Below are 16,721 nucleotides of genomic sequence, written 5' to 3' on the forward strand. Positions count from 1 at the left end.
CATCATATGACCATGTATATTTCATAAATGACACAGATCGCCCAAGAGCACACCAGATAACAGGCGGTTAGAGTTGACTGAAACATCAAGCATCGTAGTTCTCCGTAGATCTAACGGTGTGATTTGCCCCATATATGCCCCACCACTCAGCATCGAAGAGCACAAAGCCTTGCAATCCAGTGCAAAGCTTTGTGTGTTATTTTTTATGGCTATATAAATTATATACTGCCAGTGCTATCTAACATTTAAATATTATGAACTATAATAAGTCCTAATCTTTACAGATGAAAGCATAATCTTCCAAGCTTGATCGCTACCCAACCACTCATCGTTGGTTGGTTCATTATCACCAGATACTACATAAGTATCTGGCATATCAAAGTCTATATTGCAAAGGTCTTCTCCTTTGCGCTCCTTAAAAATAAGAAGATCTATTTTTGTTGTTGGGAATTTTTTATCCAAAACACTTCTCAGTTTATACACAGCATCTCGTTCTGCATTCAATCTAACGAGTAAAACACGTTCCGACTCATTGATTTTCTCTATAAATCTTTTTCTTCTCGCCTTTATTTTTTTCATCATATTAAACAAGCAGACTTCAATACCTTGTTTTTCATAGTCATCAATAAGAATATCGTGAATACTTCGAAATCCAGTCGCTGTATCTGTGATATCAATACAATTTTTAAATCTGCCATTAATTTTTATATTTTCAGGCAAGAAAAGGTGGTCGCACCCCTTATTAATTATTTTTGTAACTTGAGGTAGTTTTTGAGAGGCAAACCAATCAAATGGTCCACTAAATGTCCTCAACCCAAATCGCTTTAACCTTCCTGCTGGTTGACATTTTTTACCAAGGCTTGCTATAAAATCATACTCTCCACAAGGAAGAAAAAGGCCTTTATTCATATGATTTTCCTTACATTTTATGACGACAAAAATCATAACATTGCCTTATTAATCAGTCAAACAGTTAACAAAAGCAAACAAACAAGTAAGCACATTGTTGATAATTTGTTTATTTTTATGTTTTTGTTATCTATACCATTTTTTTCATTTGCTTCTGATACAAACAAAACGCCACCATATCGCATGAGGGAGTCGATGTTTGAGTTATTAAAGGAGCAAAGGGATATTGTTATGCTTGGCGATAGCATAACCGCGCGAGGAGAGTGGAATGAGCTTCTTCCTAGTTTATCTGTAGCAAATAGGGGCATTGGGGGAGATGAAGTTAAATTTATGAAAAGAAGGATTGATTCTATATTTTTATTAAAGCCCAAATATGTATTCATTATGGGCGGAACAAATGATTTCAGAAGAAAAAGAAGTGTTGATGATGTGGTTCGTGACTATAAGCATATAATAAAAAAACTACACAAACACAGAATTAATGTATTCATTCAGTCCACCCTTTACGTGTCAAGAGAAAGCAGGTTAAATGACAACATAAAAATATTAAAATTAAATAATGCAATAAATAACTATTGCTCTGTATCTAATTATTGTCGTTTCGTAGATCTTAACGTGCACATGGCAAAAGATAGAAAAATACTAGCTAAGTATAGCGATGATGGAGTCCATCTAAATGGTAATGGGTATTTAATGTGGGCGTCAATCATATACCCTTTAATTAAAAAATAAGAATAGTAAAAAACCATCTCATTATGAGGTGGTTTTTTATATAGAATAAAGCAATAGAGGTTTATTTTATTTGTTTATCATGGCTTAATGCACTAGCACTTTAATTGAAAAAACTATATTTATTTTAGTATCCATCCGGTATTTCCTGTTCCTGTTTTTTTTTGATACCAATCACCATTATAATCAATGTACATTGACCCCTGAGGTGCGGTCACAACACCCTCAGGTGAACCGGAGCCTCTATAAATTCCAAAGAGAGTTGTACCTCTTACTTTCTCGTATGCAAACAACAAACCATCTGAAGCCCTTCTGATACGCAACGGTTCGTGCTCTGAGTCCGATGCAAATGTAGTGGTGCCGTTTGAATCTGTTTCCCTGGAAAAACTTCCATCTGTTCTTGTTCCTTCAATGATCGAATTTGGGTAGTTTGGATCATCAGATGAATGTAACCTAATATAGGAACTATTTGATGCTGATACCCCCCTCCCCCTTAAAATCAATCCCTTAAATGATGACGTAAATAGTGCCTGGATTGAGCCATAAACAGTGTTATCACTACCGTTTTGCTGATCGTATATTCTTAGTCTTGAGCTATTATCATACATAATAGCGTCGAAGTACTCACCAAGACGTTCGCTAAATGCAACAATATTAAAAGCATTGCGCCATCTAAATGATATATTTCGCCCGCTTTCTCCGGCATCTACACCTGCATTACTTGAAGCATTGGTTATGCCAGAATTAAGGTTCTGCTCATCGTTGTTACCAGTCGCTGGTCGTATAGAGTAAATTGTCTTTTTCTCAAGAGAATAGCTACTTCCCCATCCATAATCTGTATCAGGACTCCAGTCTCCAGAATTTGCATCCTTGGTTGTTTCCACCCAATAAGAGCCATTTGATGGAGGAACACCAATTATTCCAGAAGTCTCAATAGATGATGCAGCCCATCTTCTTCCACGCCAGTTTACAATATTAGCTCCTGCCCTCCATGTTTCTATGCAGCTTATAATTATTTCTTCGCCACGAATAGTTAAACCTTCCGGCTCGAATCTGGCTGGATTCCCAAGAGTTGGATGGTTAAGCAACCCATCGCGCCCATATTGCGACCTTGCATCATCGATATCTAATTTTCTTAGTAAATTACCTGTTAAATCATATGTAAAGATATGATGCTTTCCAAAAGCATTAGTGCCTCCCTTAAGTATATGTATATATCTTCCATCAGACGCAATACCTTGTACAGAGTAAGCGCCTTCAGAAGGTGAGTCGCTCATTTCCCAAACAAACATGGGGTTTGCTAATGTTTTATCTTCAAGTTTATCAATTGATATTTTATCGTATATAAATACAGTTCGTTTAGCGGCATCACTCTTTGGTGTATTAACCATTATTAAAAGACGACCGTCAGAAGAAATGGCAATTCCTGCACGATTGTAATCTTGAAATGGGTGACCGCTACCAGTAATCCCCCATACATTATAACTTTTTACGTCAGACTGAGTTGTTCCTGCCCCTCGCCAAGTTATTTTACTAAACCCTTTGCCTGCAGACTCCCCATCTTCACCTGAATTGGTTACACTTGATGTATATAAATATACTTGACCATTCTCCACCATGGCAGAAAGATCAAATCCGTGCCCAAGGTTTAATTCTGGAGAATACGCAACATGGTTTACTACCCTTCCATCATCATAAAGATTAAACTCAACAATACGAACTCTTTCTTTATCCGACCAGGTTGGCCCAACAGGCCGTTGTGTGACAAATAGTTTTTCAATGCCATTAACACGGCAATATGCGATCCCCTGTAACGCATTTCTGGCATTAGGATAAATTTCTGTGTTTGTTTCTCCCTGAAAACCAAAAAAAGGTTCCATCATTTTTCTCTGCGCAAGTTTGTCAGTTTCAAGTAGACGAGAAACGGAAATAAGAGAGCCATTATCTGCAACAATCCTCCCAATACCTCGAGCAGAAGATACATCAACTTCGAGAGTATTTACTGCAAAATCGCCATCAGGAACAAACATTCTATAGCCTGCGTTAGAGAATGCCTCAGTAGCGTCAGTTATTCCATCACTGATAGCCCCCCAACCGCGAACATCTTTGTCATCACGCCATCGTGCAATCTGCAATTCGGGATATTTTTTAGCACCATCCGGGTCTTCTAACTGCTGCCGTAGCTGATCCGGGTCATACTTCAGCACATTAGGGAAATAGAACTGCTGAGTGCCATATGCATCATATACAGCCATAGAATGGCCTTGAACAGTTACGAATTTGGCAATCTGCCCGTTATATACCGGATATCCAGCAGCGTTAATGATGATTGGCTGCGAAACAGGAACATGAGAGCCGTCTTCGTTCTCTACATAAACCTGAATCTGGTTTTCTGGACTTACCGGGTCAGTGTCAATTTTTCCGATATAAATTTTGCCGTTGGCTACTGCTTTAAAAGAACGCGCCATAGTGAAGAGTTGCGAAGGCATACTCACTACAACATTGGCTGTAATGTCTGTCATTTAATTTTCTCCAGACGTAGCAATGCGGAACAAGATGCAACTTGCCCGGCATTGCATTAATGTAAGTTATGATTTGTTAACTATGAGATGAGTCTATGCAAAAAGATCAGTTGAATATTGCGTTCTATATATTTGGTTTTTGCACATTTCTGGTGTTTGCAAAGCTATTCTGACAACGAATCAGACTTAGCCCCCTGCGTCAGAGCGTTAATTGCCTTTTGTGCCTGCTGCATTGCTTTCTCAAAGGCTGTTGATCCGCGTGGGGTGTTTGCCATTCTGAGCATTGCATTTCTGAATGGTTCGCTCTCATAGGCGCGAGTAAGAAGTCCGTAGCTTACTGCTGCGCCAGTTGTCGCCGGGTTCATTGCCGTCCCATACCCGATAATGAACGGGATGGTTTGCTGCCCTGTGGGTGTTGTTACTGCCGCTTTTGCTGCCTGCTGAGTGGACTGAAGGTAATTTTTCAATCCTTTCAGATAAGCAGCATCCTGCCCCTTAAATGTGATGCCAGTCTGGTTTTGCAGGATGTTAAGCTGCCGAAGGAACTGGTCAGGGGATCCGCCAGATTTCTCCATCGCCTTTCCAATGATGCCATTGCGCATTTGCGCCCTGCCAACACGACCAACTGAGTTATACAGCGTCTTAATTTCCGATTTGTTCTTGCTGAATAGCATGTTGTTGACAATTTCCGGTGTCAGGTCGCCTTTCATGAGAACATTCTTCAGCCTGGTATTCTTTAGTTTCGCCGCTTCGTCAGCGTAGACGGCATTGGCCTGCTGATATTTACGGAGAGTATCGTTGCCAAGATTATGACCAATGGCACCATTGATATCGTCGGTCATCGCCTTGTAAACGCGCTGAATGGCAGCATCGGAACGGTTTGGTAACACTGGTCGCTCACCCTTCACGTCCATTCTGAACTGACTGCGCAGGTCGCTTAATTGCTTCAAATCCAGATTTACCGGACCATCAGGGCCAGCATTGCGAACAAGCTCATCATGATATGACTGAAGTTTTGAAATTGTCTCGTTATCAGCAACCTTACCAAGCTTCTTCAGATTAGATATCTCAGTATCAATCTGCTGAATTGCTCGCGCAGGCTGGATATTGACTCCCGCCATTGCATTCTGAACCTGCTCAAGACGGTTCCCTGCAGCACGACGAATTCCTGATGTTTTCGCTTTAAGGCTGTCAATAACAACAGCTGGATCATACTCACCGAATTTATCAGCAAATCTCTGCACCAACTGGCTTCTCGCTTCCTGTTGCGTTGCTCTCATTCCGCTTGTGCCAGCCAGGGGGATATTTTCTGCTGTCGTTTGCGCCATTTTTCCGACGCGGGAAGTAGGCTGTAACAGGTCTGTGGTGTGCAGAGGCACTCCTTCACGCTCTGCAAATCTGATAGCTTGCTGCGCTTCTGGCGCGATAGCACCACGAACGCCACGATAAGCAGCACCTAATCCACGTCCGGCAGCGTTAATAGCACCGCCAGCAAGTACACCAACGCCTAAATCGGTGGCGAGTGCTTCCGCATCATCTTTCGCACTATTTGCAGCAAGTGATCCAACTGCGTTTTCTGCTAGAAGGCGAGTTGCCCCCTGAGCAATTCGACCAGCAAGTGTTGGTGCCTGTGTTGCCGCTCTCTCAATGCCAGCAGGAGTGAGGTAAGGCAATGCTTCAGCAAATACCCTTCCCTCTGTCGTTTGTGGAGTCAGCGCGCCTTGCTTAAGTCCAAAGTCTTGCTCTAATCCCTGCGTTGTTACTCGTGGTGCTGGTTGATATGTACCATCGCCAATACCGAGTTTACCGCCAGCCCAAGCCGCCGCGCTTGTTACAGCATCAGTGAGTTCAGCAGGTATGTTCGCTACGTTGATTCCTGCCTGTAGTAAGCCGCGCCCGGTTTCAGCAAGTCCATTACCAAGGTCATACATTATTCCGCCTTGCTGCTGAACAGGTTTCGGTGCGACAGAACTTACGGGTTGAGGTGGCTGCTGACTGGCTGCCTGCTGCTCAATCTGAGCAAATGGATTATTTGGGTCTGACTGCACGCCTGATGCCGATACTTGTTCGGATGACTGTGCTTCCAGTTGTGCAAACGGGTTGTTAGGGTCTTGCTGAGGATGTACCTTTGCAGAGGTGGCGCGCTGTTCGACTGTTGAGTCTGTCACCGGGTCACCCGCCCATTGAGCAAAGCGATCATCAACGTAACCGCGGCCTTCAGGTCCTGGCGTATATTCGCCACGCTTTGCCTTCATAACGTTGCCGGGACCGTCGTGATAAGCCTGAAGAGCGTCACGCCAGTTACCAAACTGCTGGTACATCTTTGCCAGATAGCGCGCGCCAGCGTCAGCCTGATATTCGGGGTTTTGCATTTGCTCATCGGTATAACCCATATCACGCCATGTCCCAGGCATGACCTGAGTCAACCCTACAGCCCCGGCGGAGCTTACTGCGGCAGGGTTGTAAGAAGACTCCTTGGCACCCAGTGCAGTCATCAACCCTTCTGGCACACCGTAACGTGCGCCAGCCTGCTCTAACAAATCACGGTAATTAGCCATTTACTGCCCCAAAGATGGAAGATATCCGTAGCGATTAATGAAGTCGATTGACAGCTCGGGGTGCTGCTTCAGGTAATCTATAGAAGCCTGAGGCGCTTCCACTCGCTTGATGCCGTTTTGCTGAACGTACTTACCAACCGCCTCATTACGCTTCTGGTTGAGCGTGTTCAGAATGACGCCAGCGTTGCGACGAAAGGACTCCTCGCTCTGCGAGTTCTGCAGCGAACCAACAGCCTGGTCGAGCTTTTTGCCCTCGGCATCAGAAAGTGCGCCCATGCCTCGCATGGCCTGAACCGCTGTCAGGTATGCTTGTGATTTAAAGGTATCAAGTCGTGCCTGAGTGTCTGCAGCCTGTGAGCCTGGAACGTTGGGGATTACTCCACGTAAGCCTGTAATGCTCTTAAGTGAAGGAGAACTAACGATATCGTTCAGAGTGAACATGCTGGTTGTGAGGGTGTTGATGCCGTCTTTGTAGCCATCATTTAGCGCTTGCTGCTTCTGCTGCAACTGCTGGTTGTTGGCTGCTATGCGGCTCTGTATTTCCTGGCGCTTCAGGTCGTTAGTTTCTGCTGATAGCATCCGGTCAAGGCGCTTATTTTCGTTGTTAATGCGGTTTGTTTCTGCGTCCAGATTAATGCGCTGCTGACCTAAATTCGCCTGGATATCTTGTCCGCGCATTGTGATTGCCTGATTCCGAGCGGCGGTTTGCGAATCCAGATCCTGACCGCGCATGGTAACCTGGCGACCCTGCATTTTATCCTGTAGGTCAAAGTATTTTTCGGGCCCGAGACTGTTCATCCCTAGGTGATCGACAAATTCGCCGAACTGCCGCGGGTTCTGTTGGTACATCTGAGCGACGTCATGAGGATTAACGCCAACACGAGCTAACTCACCGGCGTTGTTTTGCAGCCATGATTGCATTGCTTCTGGAGACGATGACGCAAGGCGTGCGCCAGCCGCTAAGGTGCCGATAGAATTACGCTGATCTTCATCAATGAATCCCATGCCTTTACGAACGGATTCAATCTGGTCTGGATATTGAGTAGCCAACTGACGCAAGGCACCGCGATCACCAGACGCATAAGCATTAGCGTATGCCTGCTGAAATTCTTTCTGCCGCTGAGCCTGCTTTTCCTGCTGAAAAACACTCGCTATACCTGAAAGACCTTGCAAAGCAGTCAGCCCAACATTGTTAGCGCCTGAACGCTCAAAATCATTGTTCTGCCTGATAAGCTGAAGCGTATTGCCGATGTCATTTACGCTAGGAGCGTTTGAGTTGACGCCACCGATACCAGCCAACAATCCGCCATTTGATCCTTGCCAAGTAGCCATGATTACCCCTTAAAACAACGAGCCAAGCAGGCCAAGCCCGCCACCAATTGCCGCTCCTAATCCAGTACCAAGTCCGGGAACAATAGAGCCAAGAGCAGCGCCAGTCATAGCCCCTGAAGCTCCGCCGCTAATTGCTGTCTGAAGACCTGATGGTTTATTGGCATTAGCAGCGGCAAGAGCCGCACTTTGCTGCGAAATCTGACTCATGTTGTTGGCATATGTCTGCCCGGCGTTTGCCTGACCTTGCAGTGCGCCAAGACCAATATTTGCCAGATTCTGGTAGTTGTTCATCTGACCAGACAGCCACTGCTGACCAAGCGTTGGTGCGATTGTTGCTAACTGATTACCGGTTGCAGTGGAACCCAATCCACCTGTTGCTTCCGCTGCAGCCAGACTCTGATAGCGAGCCTGACCAGCAAGATCTTTGTACTGCTGAGAGTTGTAATACTGGTTAAGTGCCTGACCTTGCCCATGAAGAGAGGAAAGATTCTGCAATTGTGATACGTACTGCTGAGCGAGTGGCGTGAACGGAGCAAGGTTTTTCATGATCGTCTGCCACTGCTTATTCTGCAGGTCTGCGGCATACTTCTGAGCTTCTGCGGCATACTTTGCGCTTTTATCAGAACTGCCACCTTTCCCGCCTTTTTCAGGGCAATAAGGTTCCTCGCCGCGCAGTTTTCTGCCCAGCGTAAATGCATATAACATGGCTATCTCCCGTGATTCAGGAAGTCGATTAGTTCTTCGCGTGTGGCGCTGTAAAACGTCACGTCATCCACGCCTTTGAAGTATTTCTTGATGGTTCCTACACGCTTAAGGCCAATCATTGCGCAGTACATCTGCCCGTGGCGGAATTTGCGTGCAGCAAATGATGTGACGCACTGAACGGTGGTGTTGGTCAGAATGTATCGCCAGAACGCCAGCCCGATTTCCTTGCTGAAGCCGCGAATCTCTGGCAGGTACATGGCGTGGCAATCGAGGGTCAGCGGCTGAATCTCCTGATAGTAAACAATGCCGCCGAACTGCCCGTGCACGTTCACCTCAAAGTAACGGCATTCAGGCTTGTAGTCGTATCCATCACCGTTGTTGCTTCCGGCAATAATGTCAGGGTGATTTCCGACTGCTTCGATCAGGTCGATGTTTCGCGTTGGTTTGAACTGAATCATTACTGCTCCGCGATTATCTTGATGGTTGTGGCAGTAAACGACGCACCATTCGACTGAATGGTTAACGTGCTGCCATTTGTGGCAAGAAAGCCGTCTTTATCCACGCTGAAGAACGTAGCTAACAGGATGTTGTCGGTTGTTGTCACCGCATTACGACTGCTAACCAACGTGTCAGGAACAGAACCGGACAAGGTTAGCTGCATTGACCTGTTAGCGGTTCCGCTGGGCCACGTCCCGACGATCGACAGCTTGAAGAACAAGGTTTTGTTCTCGTTGAACACAACCATCTTGTTGTTAACGGTGTCGAAGAATGGTGCCAACGTTCCGGATGACGGCGTGAGCGTTTTCAGCAGGCTAACAAGGTTAGTCGGCGCTGTCGGGATGGTTACAGATACTCCTGAGTAAACAACCTCTGATTTCTTGCGCGTGGTGGCATACTCAAGCGCAGATATTCTTGTTGAGTGATCACCAACTGTGCTTTGTAGCGTCGAAATACTTCCTTCTGCCGCTGTGAGCCTGGTATCAAGTGCGTCGATATCGGTTTTATTCTGAGTTATGCGCGCATCATGGTTTGCTAACTCAGATTCATTGGCAGCAATTCGTGTCTCGTGATCAGCCAGCTCTGTTTCAGCAGCCGTAATCCTTGTTTCATGATCTGCAAGAGTGCTTTCCGCTGCTGCAATTCTATGTTCATGATTGATGAGAGTTGCTTCAGCAGCTTCAATTCTGGATTCATGGTCTGCAAGGGTGACATCCTGCTCATCATTCTTCACCTGTGCATCATAAGCCCCCTTCCCTGCTTCGTTGGCCTTGTTAGCCACGTTACCAACATCAGTGCCCTGTGCGATAACGTACAGCAGATATGACTGCGAGAAGATATTGCGCGGAAGGACTGATGTGTCGAGCCGCGTAGCCTGGATGATTACCGGCTCATTGAGATTCGAATCAGCCATTACTCAATCCTTATCTGGCAGCCAGACAGAGTGACAGGTGACTTCGTTATAACGCGCAATTTGAAGCCGACATTTTTCCTGATGCGCCCTACTCGCTTCCACAAAACACGTTTGTCATAAACGAACGGTTCATTCTGCTCAATCATCTGCTCACGACCGTAATTTATGCCGTCAGTGGTTGCAGAGATGAACAGGCTGTCGGCGTACTGCGCAACGCCAGTTGACGATTCAACCTCAAGGTCGAACACTCTGGCGTTATCCGCTTTGAACAACGGAGTAAACAGCAGATGTTCCTGTTGCTTGTCGTACTGGCTGCTGATATCGAATTGCAATTTCCCGGTCACCGATTCCAGCTTATCGCCGCACGTTATCTGATTGCCTTCGTAAATGAAGTCGATAGCGCGGTACACATCGTCATACAGGCCTGTTTTCAGCACACACCATTGCGGACCATTGGCGCTTGAAGATGCGTCGTAAACAAGAACATGACGCGGAAGATGGATAATCAGCAACTCATGCGCATCAAATCGCAGAGACTCCATCACACCATCAGCCAGTTCATCAGCAGTGTAGGAGCGGAGAATTTTCTCAATGCTCGCGCTGGCGATTGGTGATACCTGACCGGAGCCGATGATGTATACAGACGGAGCACCTGTTGCCGGATTGCTGATGAACGCATAGGAATCAGCAAACGGCGTTTTGCAGTAAGTTCCGGCAATGCCTTTCTGCACCATCAGCGATGGCTGTGCGACATACAACGCGGCACCAACTGTGGTTGCACCAGTGAGGGAAAAATATTCAATCGTCGATGAACCAAAGCAGACGATGAAGTCTCGCCATGTGCCGATGCCGATGATTCCGTCAGGCTGAGACTCGGCACGATATTGTGCACTGTAACGGTCAGGATGCGATTCGTCTTCAAGGTCAGTGATAAACCATGAATCCGTGCCGTCTTTTGACCACGCATAACGCCCACGTAAGCGTGTAATGTCGCGGACTGAACCTAACTCATACTGCGTGAATCCGCTGTCTGTAGGCCAGTTTGAGACGGTTTTAACCGTGCCATCATAGCGATACTCGATAAGTTGACCATTAACGCCTACCGCCTGTGATGTCCGGCCATGCGCCATTGATACGCGACCACTTCCGGCAACATCACCGACTGCATTTTCTCCTTTGTACAGCTTGCCACCACACACGCGATAAACAGCACTCTGCGCCATGTTGTACTCGACGCCGCGCGATACGCCGTTCACATTAGAGCGTTTGGCAATGCCCGGGAATGAGCGAAGATATCCGCTGCTGTTCAGGATTTCTTTGGGTGTAGCCAACATATTCACTGGCAGATAGTCGATATAGTCGGCGTTTCGGAAGTCTTTACCGACACCTTTCATAAGCGGAAGTTGCTGAATCGGCATTTATTCACCTCACGTACTCGGATCATCTTTCTCGATGTAAAACCGATTCCACGTAAACGCGCTTTTGTTACCACTACCGCGAGGCATGTCATTTCGCCGCTCAAGTGGTGGTATTTTGGTTAAAGCAATGCAGATTGTCTGATATGCACTGTCAGCAGCGGTAAGGAGAGCGTCTGACGGCTGAATGACGTTATCCATGCACACTTGCACAGCGAGTTTCAAAGCGACGCCATCATTTGCCCATGCAGGGATACCTGAATCATCGTCAGGTAACGGCATGATGCCGTTTTCTGTATCAGCAAACTGATACCCAAGCTCGATACCTTTCGCCTGCCATGCTGCCATCATGTCTTCGAGGTCATTAATGGCATCTTCAATTGCCTGAGGGTCAGCATCTGTCAACGTGGCATTGGAATACAGCCCGGCTTTTCGTAAAGCCTTTAGAACGAGATCACCCTTCGTTTTCGCCATCTTCTTCCGCCTTAGCAACTTTTTGCTTCGTTGCGGTTTCTTCAGGAGTTTTTACCCAGCCTTTTTTCAGATGAGATTTAACTTCTTCGTCATCAACAATGATGTAATCGACAGCAAACTGACCACAGGTGATCATGTTGCCCGGCTTATAGAGCATTGTTCGTGCCATTGTCTTCTCCCAATAAAAATGGGGCCGAAGCCCCACCAAAATTACTGCCCGGCAATAACGATGCCCGTATATTCAGGAACCAGTACAGAGCAACCGTACAGAGTGGTGAAACGAGCAGTGGTTACGCCTTTGATGTGGTCGAAGGCGTAAGACATGATCAGCGTAGCGCCCTGCTCGGTGGTTGCTGTCATTACCTGTGGACCCTGACCAGTCGGGAACGCCAGTTTGCCGTACATCAGTTCAACAGAACCATCAGCCCAGAACAGGTTAGCCGGTGCGGCATTTTTGTTGAGAATGGTGATTGCTGCGCTACTTGCCGCATTAGCATCAACGTTTGCATATGGACGGCTGGCGACATCCGCGTTGTCAGGCGGCAGAATTTTCGGGGAGATAGTTACTGTCGTTCCGCTAACTGCCAGAACGCGGAATACCTGCGGCTGCCCGGTGGTATCTTTGGTGATCTGGTGTACGGAATTCACCCCTGCGATGGTAAACGCATCGCCAACCTGCAAACCTTCAGCAGATACCGTAATGGTCCCCTGTCGGTTATCCACTGGCATATCGTTAGCATCTTTCGCTTCAACCTTGTGCGCAGGTGCTGATGCCAGCGTAATGGAAGTTGCTGTACCCTTCGGAACACGACCAGAAATATCGGTCTTGTAGCTATCGAAGGACGCAACCGTAGGGATCTGCGCTTTTTCGTATGCTGTCAGGGTTGCGCCCTGAGCATAGGCACGGTGACCAAGCTCGCCAGCAAGGTCTTTGTAGTTGAAGGGGTTCCAGAAAGAGCGACGATTGATACCCTGCGGCACACCAATCGCCGTCATGGTGGCATCAATACCTGCCGCACAGTTCCACAAATCACGGCCCTGTGAACCAGTGGTTGAGTCAGCCATTGTGATCACGTTAGTAGCACGCTGCGTGACCATGGAAATCAGGTCAGAGTCAATCTGTGCAGCAAGGCGCATACCTGCGGCGCGACCAGCTTCAGTTTTATGTTCCGGGTCACGCATTTCACGCGCATCCAGAGTGTACAGAATGTTTTTCGGCTCCTTGAACACAGAAGGAACAAGGCGCTGAACCAGTGCTGTTGGCGTTTTGCTGCTGAGGTCGAGGCCTTCCTCAATGTTCATGTGGTAATGCTGCGGACGATACAGAACATCACCTGCTCGCTGCATTGCTGTATCACCGGGACGGAATTTTTTAGCGTTACGGGAAACTACGCAGGCGGCCTCAAAGCCTTCAACGTAGTTTTCGAACATGATTTCAAGGTCTTTTGCTAATTGGTTAGCCATGCTTAATGCTCCGATAGGTTATTTTTTTGCCTTTTTAGCGGCGAAATACGGCGTCCAGTCACCAGTTTCCAGCGCCTTGGCTTTCAGTTTGTCGAGGTTATTGATTACTGCGCCGTTGCTCCCCTTAACTGTCGGGGTTGTGGCTGCCGTGGTTTTTGCTTTTGGCATGATTCTGGCCTTCGATTCGATACGTTCCAGCAGACGACCAATTGCTACGGGGTTGGTAGCTTCTGCCAGTTGCTTGCGCAGTTCAGCGTTGCGACCAAGCGCCAGAACAACGATTTCCGGCTTCTCTGACTCAAACAGGATCGCGTTTTGTGTCTCGATGGGGATTTCCTCGAGTACGGCCTGTTCTGCTTCCTGATAGCCAGGAACCTTGAGAGCCTTAACACGTTGCTGATATTTGGATAATCGCTCTTGATAAGCAGCCTGAAGCTCCTGCTCCTTCTGCTTGCGAGCCATCTCCTGTTGCTGGTACTTTCCGTTATCATCTGCCCACTTAGCCATGCGTTGCTGATAGATTTCTTCATCGAAACCGATGTCCTCATCATCCAGTTTTGGCATTCGCGGTGGTTGAGTGATTACCGGCTGCTGCTCGACGGGTTTCTGAGACTGACGCATCAGCTCTTTCAGCTCGCGGTCTTTCTCTTTAATCGTCTTGCGCAGGTGTTTTACCAGTCCATGCTCTGCGCCATCTTCGCTGGTTGGCGAATCCAGCTTTTCGTCACCAAAGTAGAATTCCTGCTCTGATTCGTCGTCATCAGTTTCAGTAGCTTCCTCTGCATCATTGCCGGAGGACTCACTGCCATCTTCTGTTTCGACTTCTTCAGCCAGTTCGACATCATCAGGAATCTGCTCTGACGCGTCGGTTTCGATTTCAACTTCTGGTGTGTTTTCTGCCATCTGGTCCATTTGTTACCCCTGTTTACTCGATGTTCAGCCCATCGGAAGGCAATAGGGTGCCAGGCCTCATAAAGACAGCCATTGCACGTTATGGGTTAATTACTGCTGTGGTTGTTGCTGAGTTGATTTTTGCAGGATGCTGCTGATGTCCATGCGCTGCGCATGGCCCTGTGCCTGACTTTTCAGGACAAGCTCTGCATCAGCACGGGCATTGTCTCCTTGCTGTTGCTGGAACTGTCCGAGCAGTTTCAGAGCCTCGCGGATATCAGATTTCTGCTGACTATCGGCAGATGCGAGGATTTTCACAACATTTGCCGCAGCAACCTGAGCATCAGTCTGTGCCTGGAATGCTTTAACCTGAATGGCTGCCTGTTCGTTCTGCGCTTTCTGCAATTCAGCCTGACCAGCAAGAAGCTGACCTTGCGCAGCAACCATAGCCGGATCTGGCTGACTGGCCTGTTGTTGTTTCGCCTGCTCAACCATCTGCTGTTCTTCTGGTGTTCTCGGCTTGATAACACCAGACAGAAGCAACTGATTGCGGTTGTATTCTTTAAGGTCGTCCATCCCTTCACCGTCCATATTGTCGAGAATCATCGACGATACAAGGTCGTGCTTCGGCGTTCCTGGTGGGATAAGTGCCAGCATGGAAAGTAACGACTTAACCGTTGCATCACGGCGAGTAGCGAACGACTGACCAACATCGACAGTCACTTCATAGTTACCCTGCGAAAGGTCGTTAAGCGCGATAACCTGCCCTGTCTGACGGTCAACCACTTCACCAGTCATCAGCGCCACGTCATCGCTGCCGTCCTCATTAACGATACGCATCGGCGTATCGCTGCCATAGACTTCACGAGCCATAGAAAGCCACACAACGCCAGCGCGACGCATGGATTTAGCCATGTTGTCCATGTAGATATAGGACTGCGTATCCATCCGGTTAAAGATGCTATCAACGGTATCGGTGGCGACGTTGCTCGGCATGTTCTCAAGCTGCGACGCACCTGTAATTTGCTGAATAGCCGTTCCGGTGTACTGCAATAGCCCGGCAAGAGCTGGAGGCATTTGTGTCGGAGGCGTATAACTGCTGACCTGAGCCTGCGCAGTAATATCTCCGTTTTTGTTTTTCAGACTGACCATCGGCAGGAACGCCGGGCGCTTTTTGTTGCGCTCCGCCCAATGAGTGGCGAGAGGACCAGGAATCATGTCAACATCAACTACAGGAATGCCATCACCGCCAGCCTGAGTAGCGTTATCTGCAATCATGGAAACCATCAGGTTCTCAAGACGCTGTGCATCCATCGCTTTTGCTGCGTGGCCTTCGATTCGCTCCTGATTATCAACAAATGAACGACGCCCATATACCGGGATGAGAGGAATATGTTCGCCCGGAATACGCTTAGGTTCTTCCAGCCATTCAGCGCCAGACAGAAGACCGCAATAAACTCTGCGTTTCTTCACCGTCCGCTCACCAATCAGTTCGAATGCACCATCAGTTAGCTCATCGACAATATCTTTGATTTGATCTTCATCATAGATTGCCGTTTCTCCGCTAACAGGGTTGCGCCATGCAGTGAGCTTCACCTTCTCTATGCGAACTTCGTAGTAGCGCCCAACATAGATGGCATCTGGCGTTGACCAGTCATATTGAGTGCCAGTGTCATCACGAGAAAGGCTTGCCGCGATGGAATCAGGGTATTCAGCCTCGAACGCTTTAGGCGTCATGGAGAACATTTCCATAGCCCACATAGCATCAGAACGGTCATATTGCTTGCTGTCCTGATCGAAGAAGACGCATGTCGCTGGGTCGTAAACAGGAAGAAGGCTGATGCGTCGCTGCTCGTTACTCGGATCCATTTCATCTTCGTAATCGGCACACATGCGGAAACAACCGAATCCGCCCGTTACAGCATCATCAAATGCGTTATCACACGCTTCGCCACCGGATGTTTCCTGATAGTCAGCGCGGAATTTGCCGTTCATCTTTTCGGCTAACGCTTCCGATGCCTTATCGTCCTTCGGCCTGAATTTAACGCTTATGCGATTCTGTCGATACTCGCCAATGATGCGATCACATTCACGGGCAATCTTATTCAGTTCAAAGCGCGGATAATGCTCAAACCTTCCTTCATCAAATGAGTAACCAGCGTTTGTGCTGCCTTCCCACTGTGCGCCGGATACCCGGACGAAACGTTGAGCCTCAATAATCTGCTCACGCATATCCTGCGTTGCTGACCAGGCATTATCAAAGTTGCACAGCACCTTGCGATGCCAGTCAGTCATCTTTTTTTCTGCCATA

Annotated in this window: 14 protein-coding genes; 1 reads left to right on the forward strand and 13 read right to left on the reverse strand. The window is 47.5% G+C overall.

Features of this window, described 5'->3' with window-relative positions; all coding sequences use genetic code 11:
• Positions 1-252 precede the first annotated feature (252 nt).
• Complete coding sequence (locus A1WG_RS14980) at positions 253-909, reverse strand: DUF1796 family putative cysteine peptidase (RefSeq protein WP_016242483.1); 657 nt, start codon at positions 907-909, stop codon at positions 253-255.
• Here A1WG_RS14980 and A1WG_RS0121600 point away from each other — a divergent pair, their 5' ends adjacent.
• The gene (locus tag A1WG_RS0121600; protein WP_016242484.1) at positions 910-1,641 is read left to right on the forward strand and encodes a GDSL-type esterase/lipase family protein; all 732 of its coding nucleotides are present in this window, start codon (positions 910-912) and stop codon (positions 1,639-1,641) included.
• A gap of 119 nt (positions 1,642-1,760) precedes the next feature.
• On the opposite strand, the gene A1WG_RS14975 is transcribed toward A1WG_RS0121600, so the two are convergent.
• From A1WG_RS14975 to A1WG_RS14920, 12 genes are all read right to left on the reverse strand, one after another.
• Positions 1,761-4,160, reverse strand: coding sequence for a phage head-binding domain-containing protein (locus tag A1WG_RS14975; RefSeq protein WP_016242485.1), 2,400 nt, complete (start codon positions 4,158-4,160; stop codon positions 1,761-1,763).
• A 164-nt stretch (positions 4,161-4,324) separates the two neighbouring features.
• The gene (locus A1WG_RS14970; protein WP_016242486.1) at positions 4,325-6,718 is read right to left on the reverse strand and encodes a transglycosylase SLT domain-containing protein; all 2,394 of its coding nucleotides are present in this window, start codon (positions 6,716-6,718) and stop codon (positions 4,325-4,327) included.
• A complete protein-coding gene (locus A1WG_RS14965) occupies positions 6,719-8,050 on the reverse strand; it encodes a phage DNA ejection protein (RefSeq protein WP_016242487.1) in 1,332 nt (443 codons plus the stop codon).
• A gap of 9 nt (positions 8,051-8,059) precedes the next feature.
• Positions 8,060-8,755: a hypothetical protein gene (locus tag A1WG_RS14960; RefSeq protein WP_016242488.1), complete on the reverse strand. Its 696-nt coding sequence runs from the start codon at positions 8,753-8,755 to the stop codon at positions 8,060-8,062.
• A gap of 2 nt (positions 8,756-8,757) precedes the next feature.
• Positions 8,758-9,213: a DUF2824 family protein gene (locus tag A1WG_RS14955; protein ID WP_016242489.1), complete on the reverse strand. Its 456-nt coding sequence runs from the start codon at positions 9,211-9,213 to the stop codon at positions 8,758-8,760.
• Entirely contained in the window at positions 9,213-10,166 is a 954-nt protein-coding gene (locus A1WG_RS14950) for a tail needle knob protein (protein WP_016242490.1), read from the reverse strand. Before A1WG_RS14950 ends, A1WG_RS14955 begins: the two co-directional genes overlap by 1 nt.
• Complete coding sequence (locus A1WG_RS14945) at positions 10,166-11,584, reverse strand: packaged DNA stabilization protein gp10 (RefSeq protein ID WP_016242491.1); 1,419 nt, start codon at positions 11,582-11,584, stop codon at positions 10,166-10,168. The genes A1WG_RS14950 and A1WG_RS14945 overlap by 1 nt, the downstream gene beginning before the upstream one ends.
• A gap of 9 nt (positions 11,585-11,593) precedes the next feature.
• Positions 11,594-12,055 (reverse strand): packaged DNA stabilization gp4 family protein, encoded by a 462-nt coding sequence (locus A1WG_RS14940; protein ID WP_001140510.1) that lies wholly within the window; start codon positions 12,053-12,055, stop codon positions 11,594-11,596.
• Positions 12,036-12,224 carry a hypothetical protein gene (locus A1WG_RS14935; RefSeq protein WP_001389518.1) on the reverse strand — a complete coding sequence of 63 codons (189 nt, stop codon included), beginning with the start codon at positions 12,222-12,224 and terminating at the stop codon, positions 12,036-12,038. The genes A1WG_RS14940 and A1WG_RS14935 overlap by 20 nt, the downstream gene beginning before the upstream one ends.
• Before the next feature lie 41 nt (positions 12,225-12,265).
• A complete protein-coding gene (locus A1WG_RS14930; RefSeq protein ID WP_016242492.1) occupies positions 12,266-13,519 on the reverse strand; it encodes a P22 phage major capsid protein family protein in 1,254 nt (417 codons plus the stop codon).
• A gap of 18 nt (positions 13,520-13,537) precedes the next feature.
• The gene (locus A1WG_RS14925; RefSeq protein ID WP_016242493.1) at positions 13,538-14,431 is read right to left on the reverse strand and encodes a phage scaffold protein; all 894 of its coding nucleotides are present in this window, start codon (positions 14,429-14,431) and stop codon (positions 13,538-13,540) included.
• 90 nt (positions 14,432-14,521) lie between these two features.
• On the reverse strand, positions 14,522-16,720 hold the full coding sequence (locus tag A1WG_RS14920) for a portal protein (RefSeq protein WP_000818366.1): 2,199 nt from the start codon (positions 16,718-16,720) through the stop codon (positions 14,522-14,524).
• Position 16,721: the final 1 nt, after the last annotated feature.

This window comes from Escherichia sp. KTE96, assembly GCF_000408525.1.
GTDB lineage: Bacteria > Pseudomonadota > Gammaproteobacteria > Enterobacterales > Enterobacteriaceae > Escherichia > Escherichia marmotae.

Coding starts and splice junctions, on each gene's coding strand:
- A1WG_RS14935 (WP_001389518.1), bottom strand. CDS start 12,224: ATGGCACGAACAATGCTCTATAAGCCGGGCAACATGATCACCTGTGGT.
- A1WG_RS14945 (WP_016242491.1), bottom strand. CDS start 11,584: ATGCCGATTCAGCAACTTCCGCTTATGAAAGGTGTCGGTAAAGACTTC.
- A1WG_RS14970 (WP_016242486.1), bottom strand. CDS start 6,718: ATGGCTAATTACCGTGATTTGTTAGAGCAGGCTGGCGCACGTTACGGT.
- A1WG_RS14975 (WP_016242485.1), bottom strand. CDS start 4,160: ATGACAGACATTACAGCCAATGTTGTAGTGAGTATGCCTTCGCAACTC.
- A1WG_RS14950 (WP_016242490.1), bottom strand. CDS start 10,166: ATGGCTGATTCGAATCTCAATGAGCCGGTAATCATCCAGGCTACGCGG.
- A1WG_RS14980 (WP_016242483.1), bottom strand. CDS start 909: ATGAATAAAGGCCTTTTTCTTCCTTGTGGAGAGTATGATTTTATAGCA.
- A1WG_RS14920 (WP_000818366.1), bottom strand. CDS start 16,720: ATGGCAGAAAAAAAGATGACTGACTGGCATCGCAAGGTGCTGTGCAAC.
- A1WG_RS14955 (WP_016242489.1), bottom strand. CDS start 9,213: ATGATTCAGTTCAAACCAACGCGAAACATCGACCTGATCGAAGCAGTC.
- A1WG_RS0121600 (WP_016242484.1), top strand. CDS start 910: ATGATTTTCCTTACATTTTATGACGACAAAAATCATAACATTGCCTTA.
- A1WG_RS14940 (WP_001140510.1), bottom strand. CDS start 12,055: ATGGCGAAAACGAAGGGTGATCTCGTTCTAAAGGCTTTACGAAAAGCC.
- A1WG_RS14930 (WP_016242492.1), bottom strand. CDS start 13,519: ATGGCTAACCAATTAGCAAAAGACCTTGAAATCATGTTCGAAAACTAC.
- A1WG_RS14960 (WP_016242488.1), bottom strand. CDS start 8,755: ATGTTATATGCATTTACGCTGGGCAGAAAACTGCGCGGCGAGGAACCT.
- A1WG_RS14925 (WP_016242493.1), bottom strand. CDS start 14,431: ATGGACCAGATGGCAGAAAACACACCAGAAGTTGAAATCGAAACCGAC.
- A1WG_RS14965 (WP_016242487.1), bottom strand. CDS start 8,050: ATGGCTACTTGGCAAGGATCAAATGGCGGATTGTTGGCTGGTATCGGT.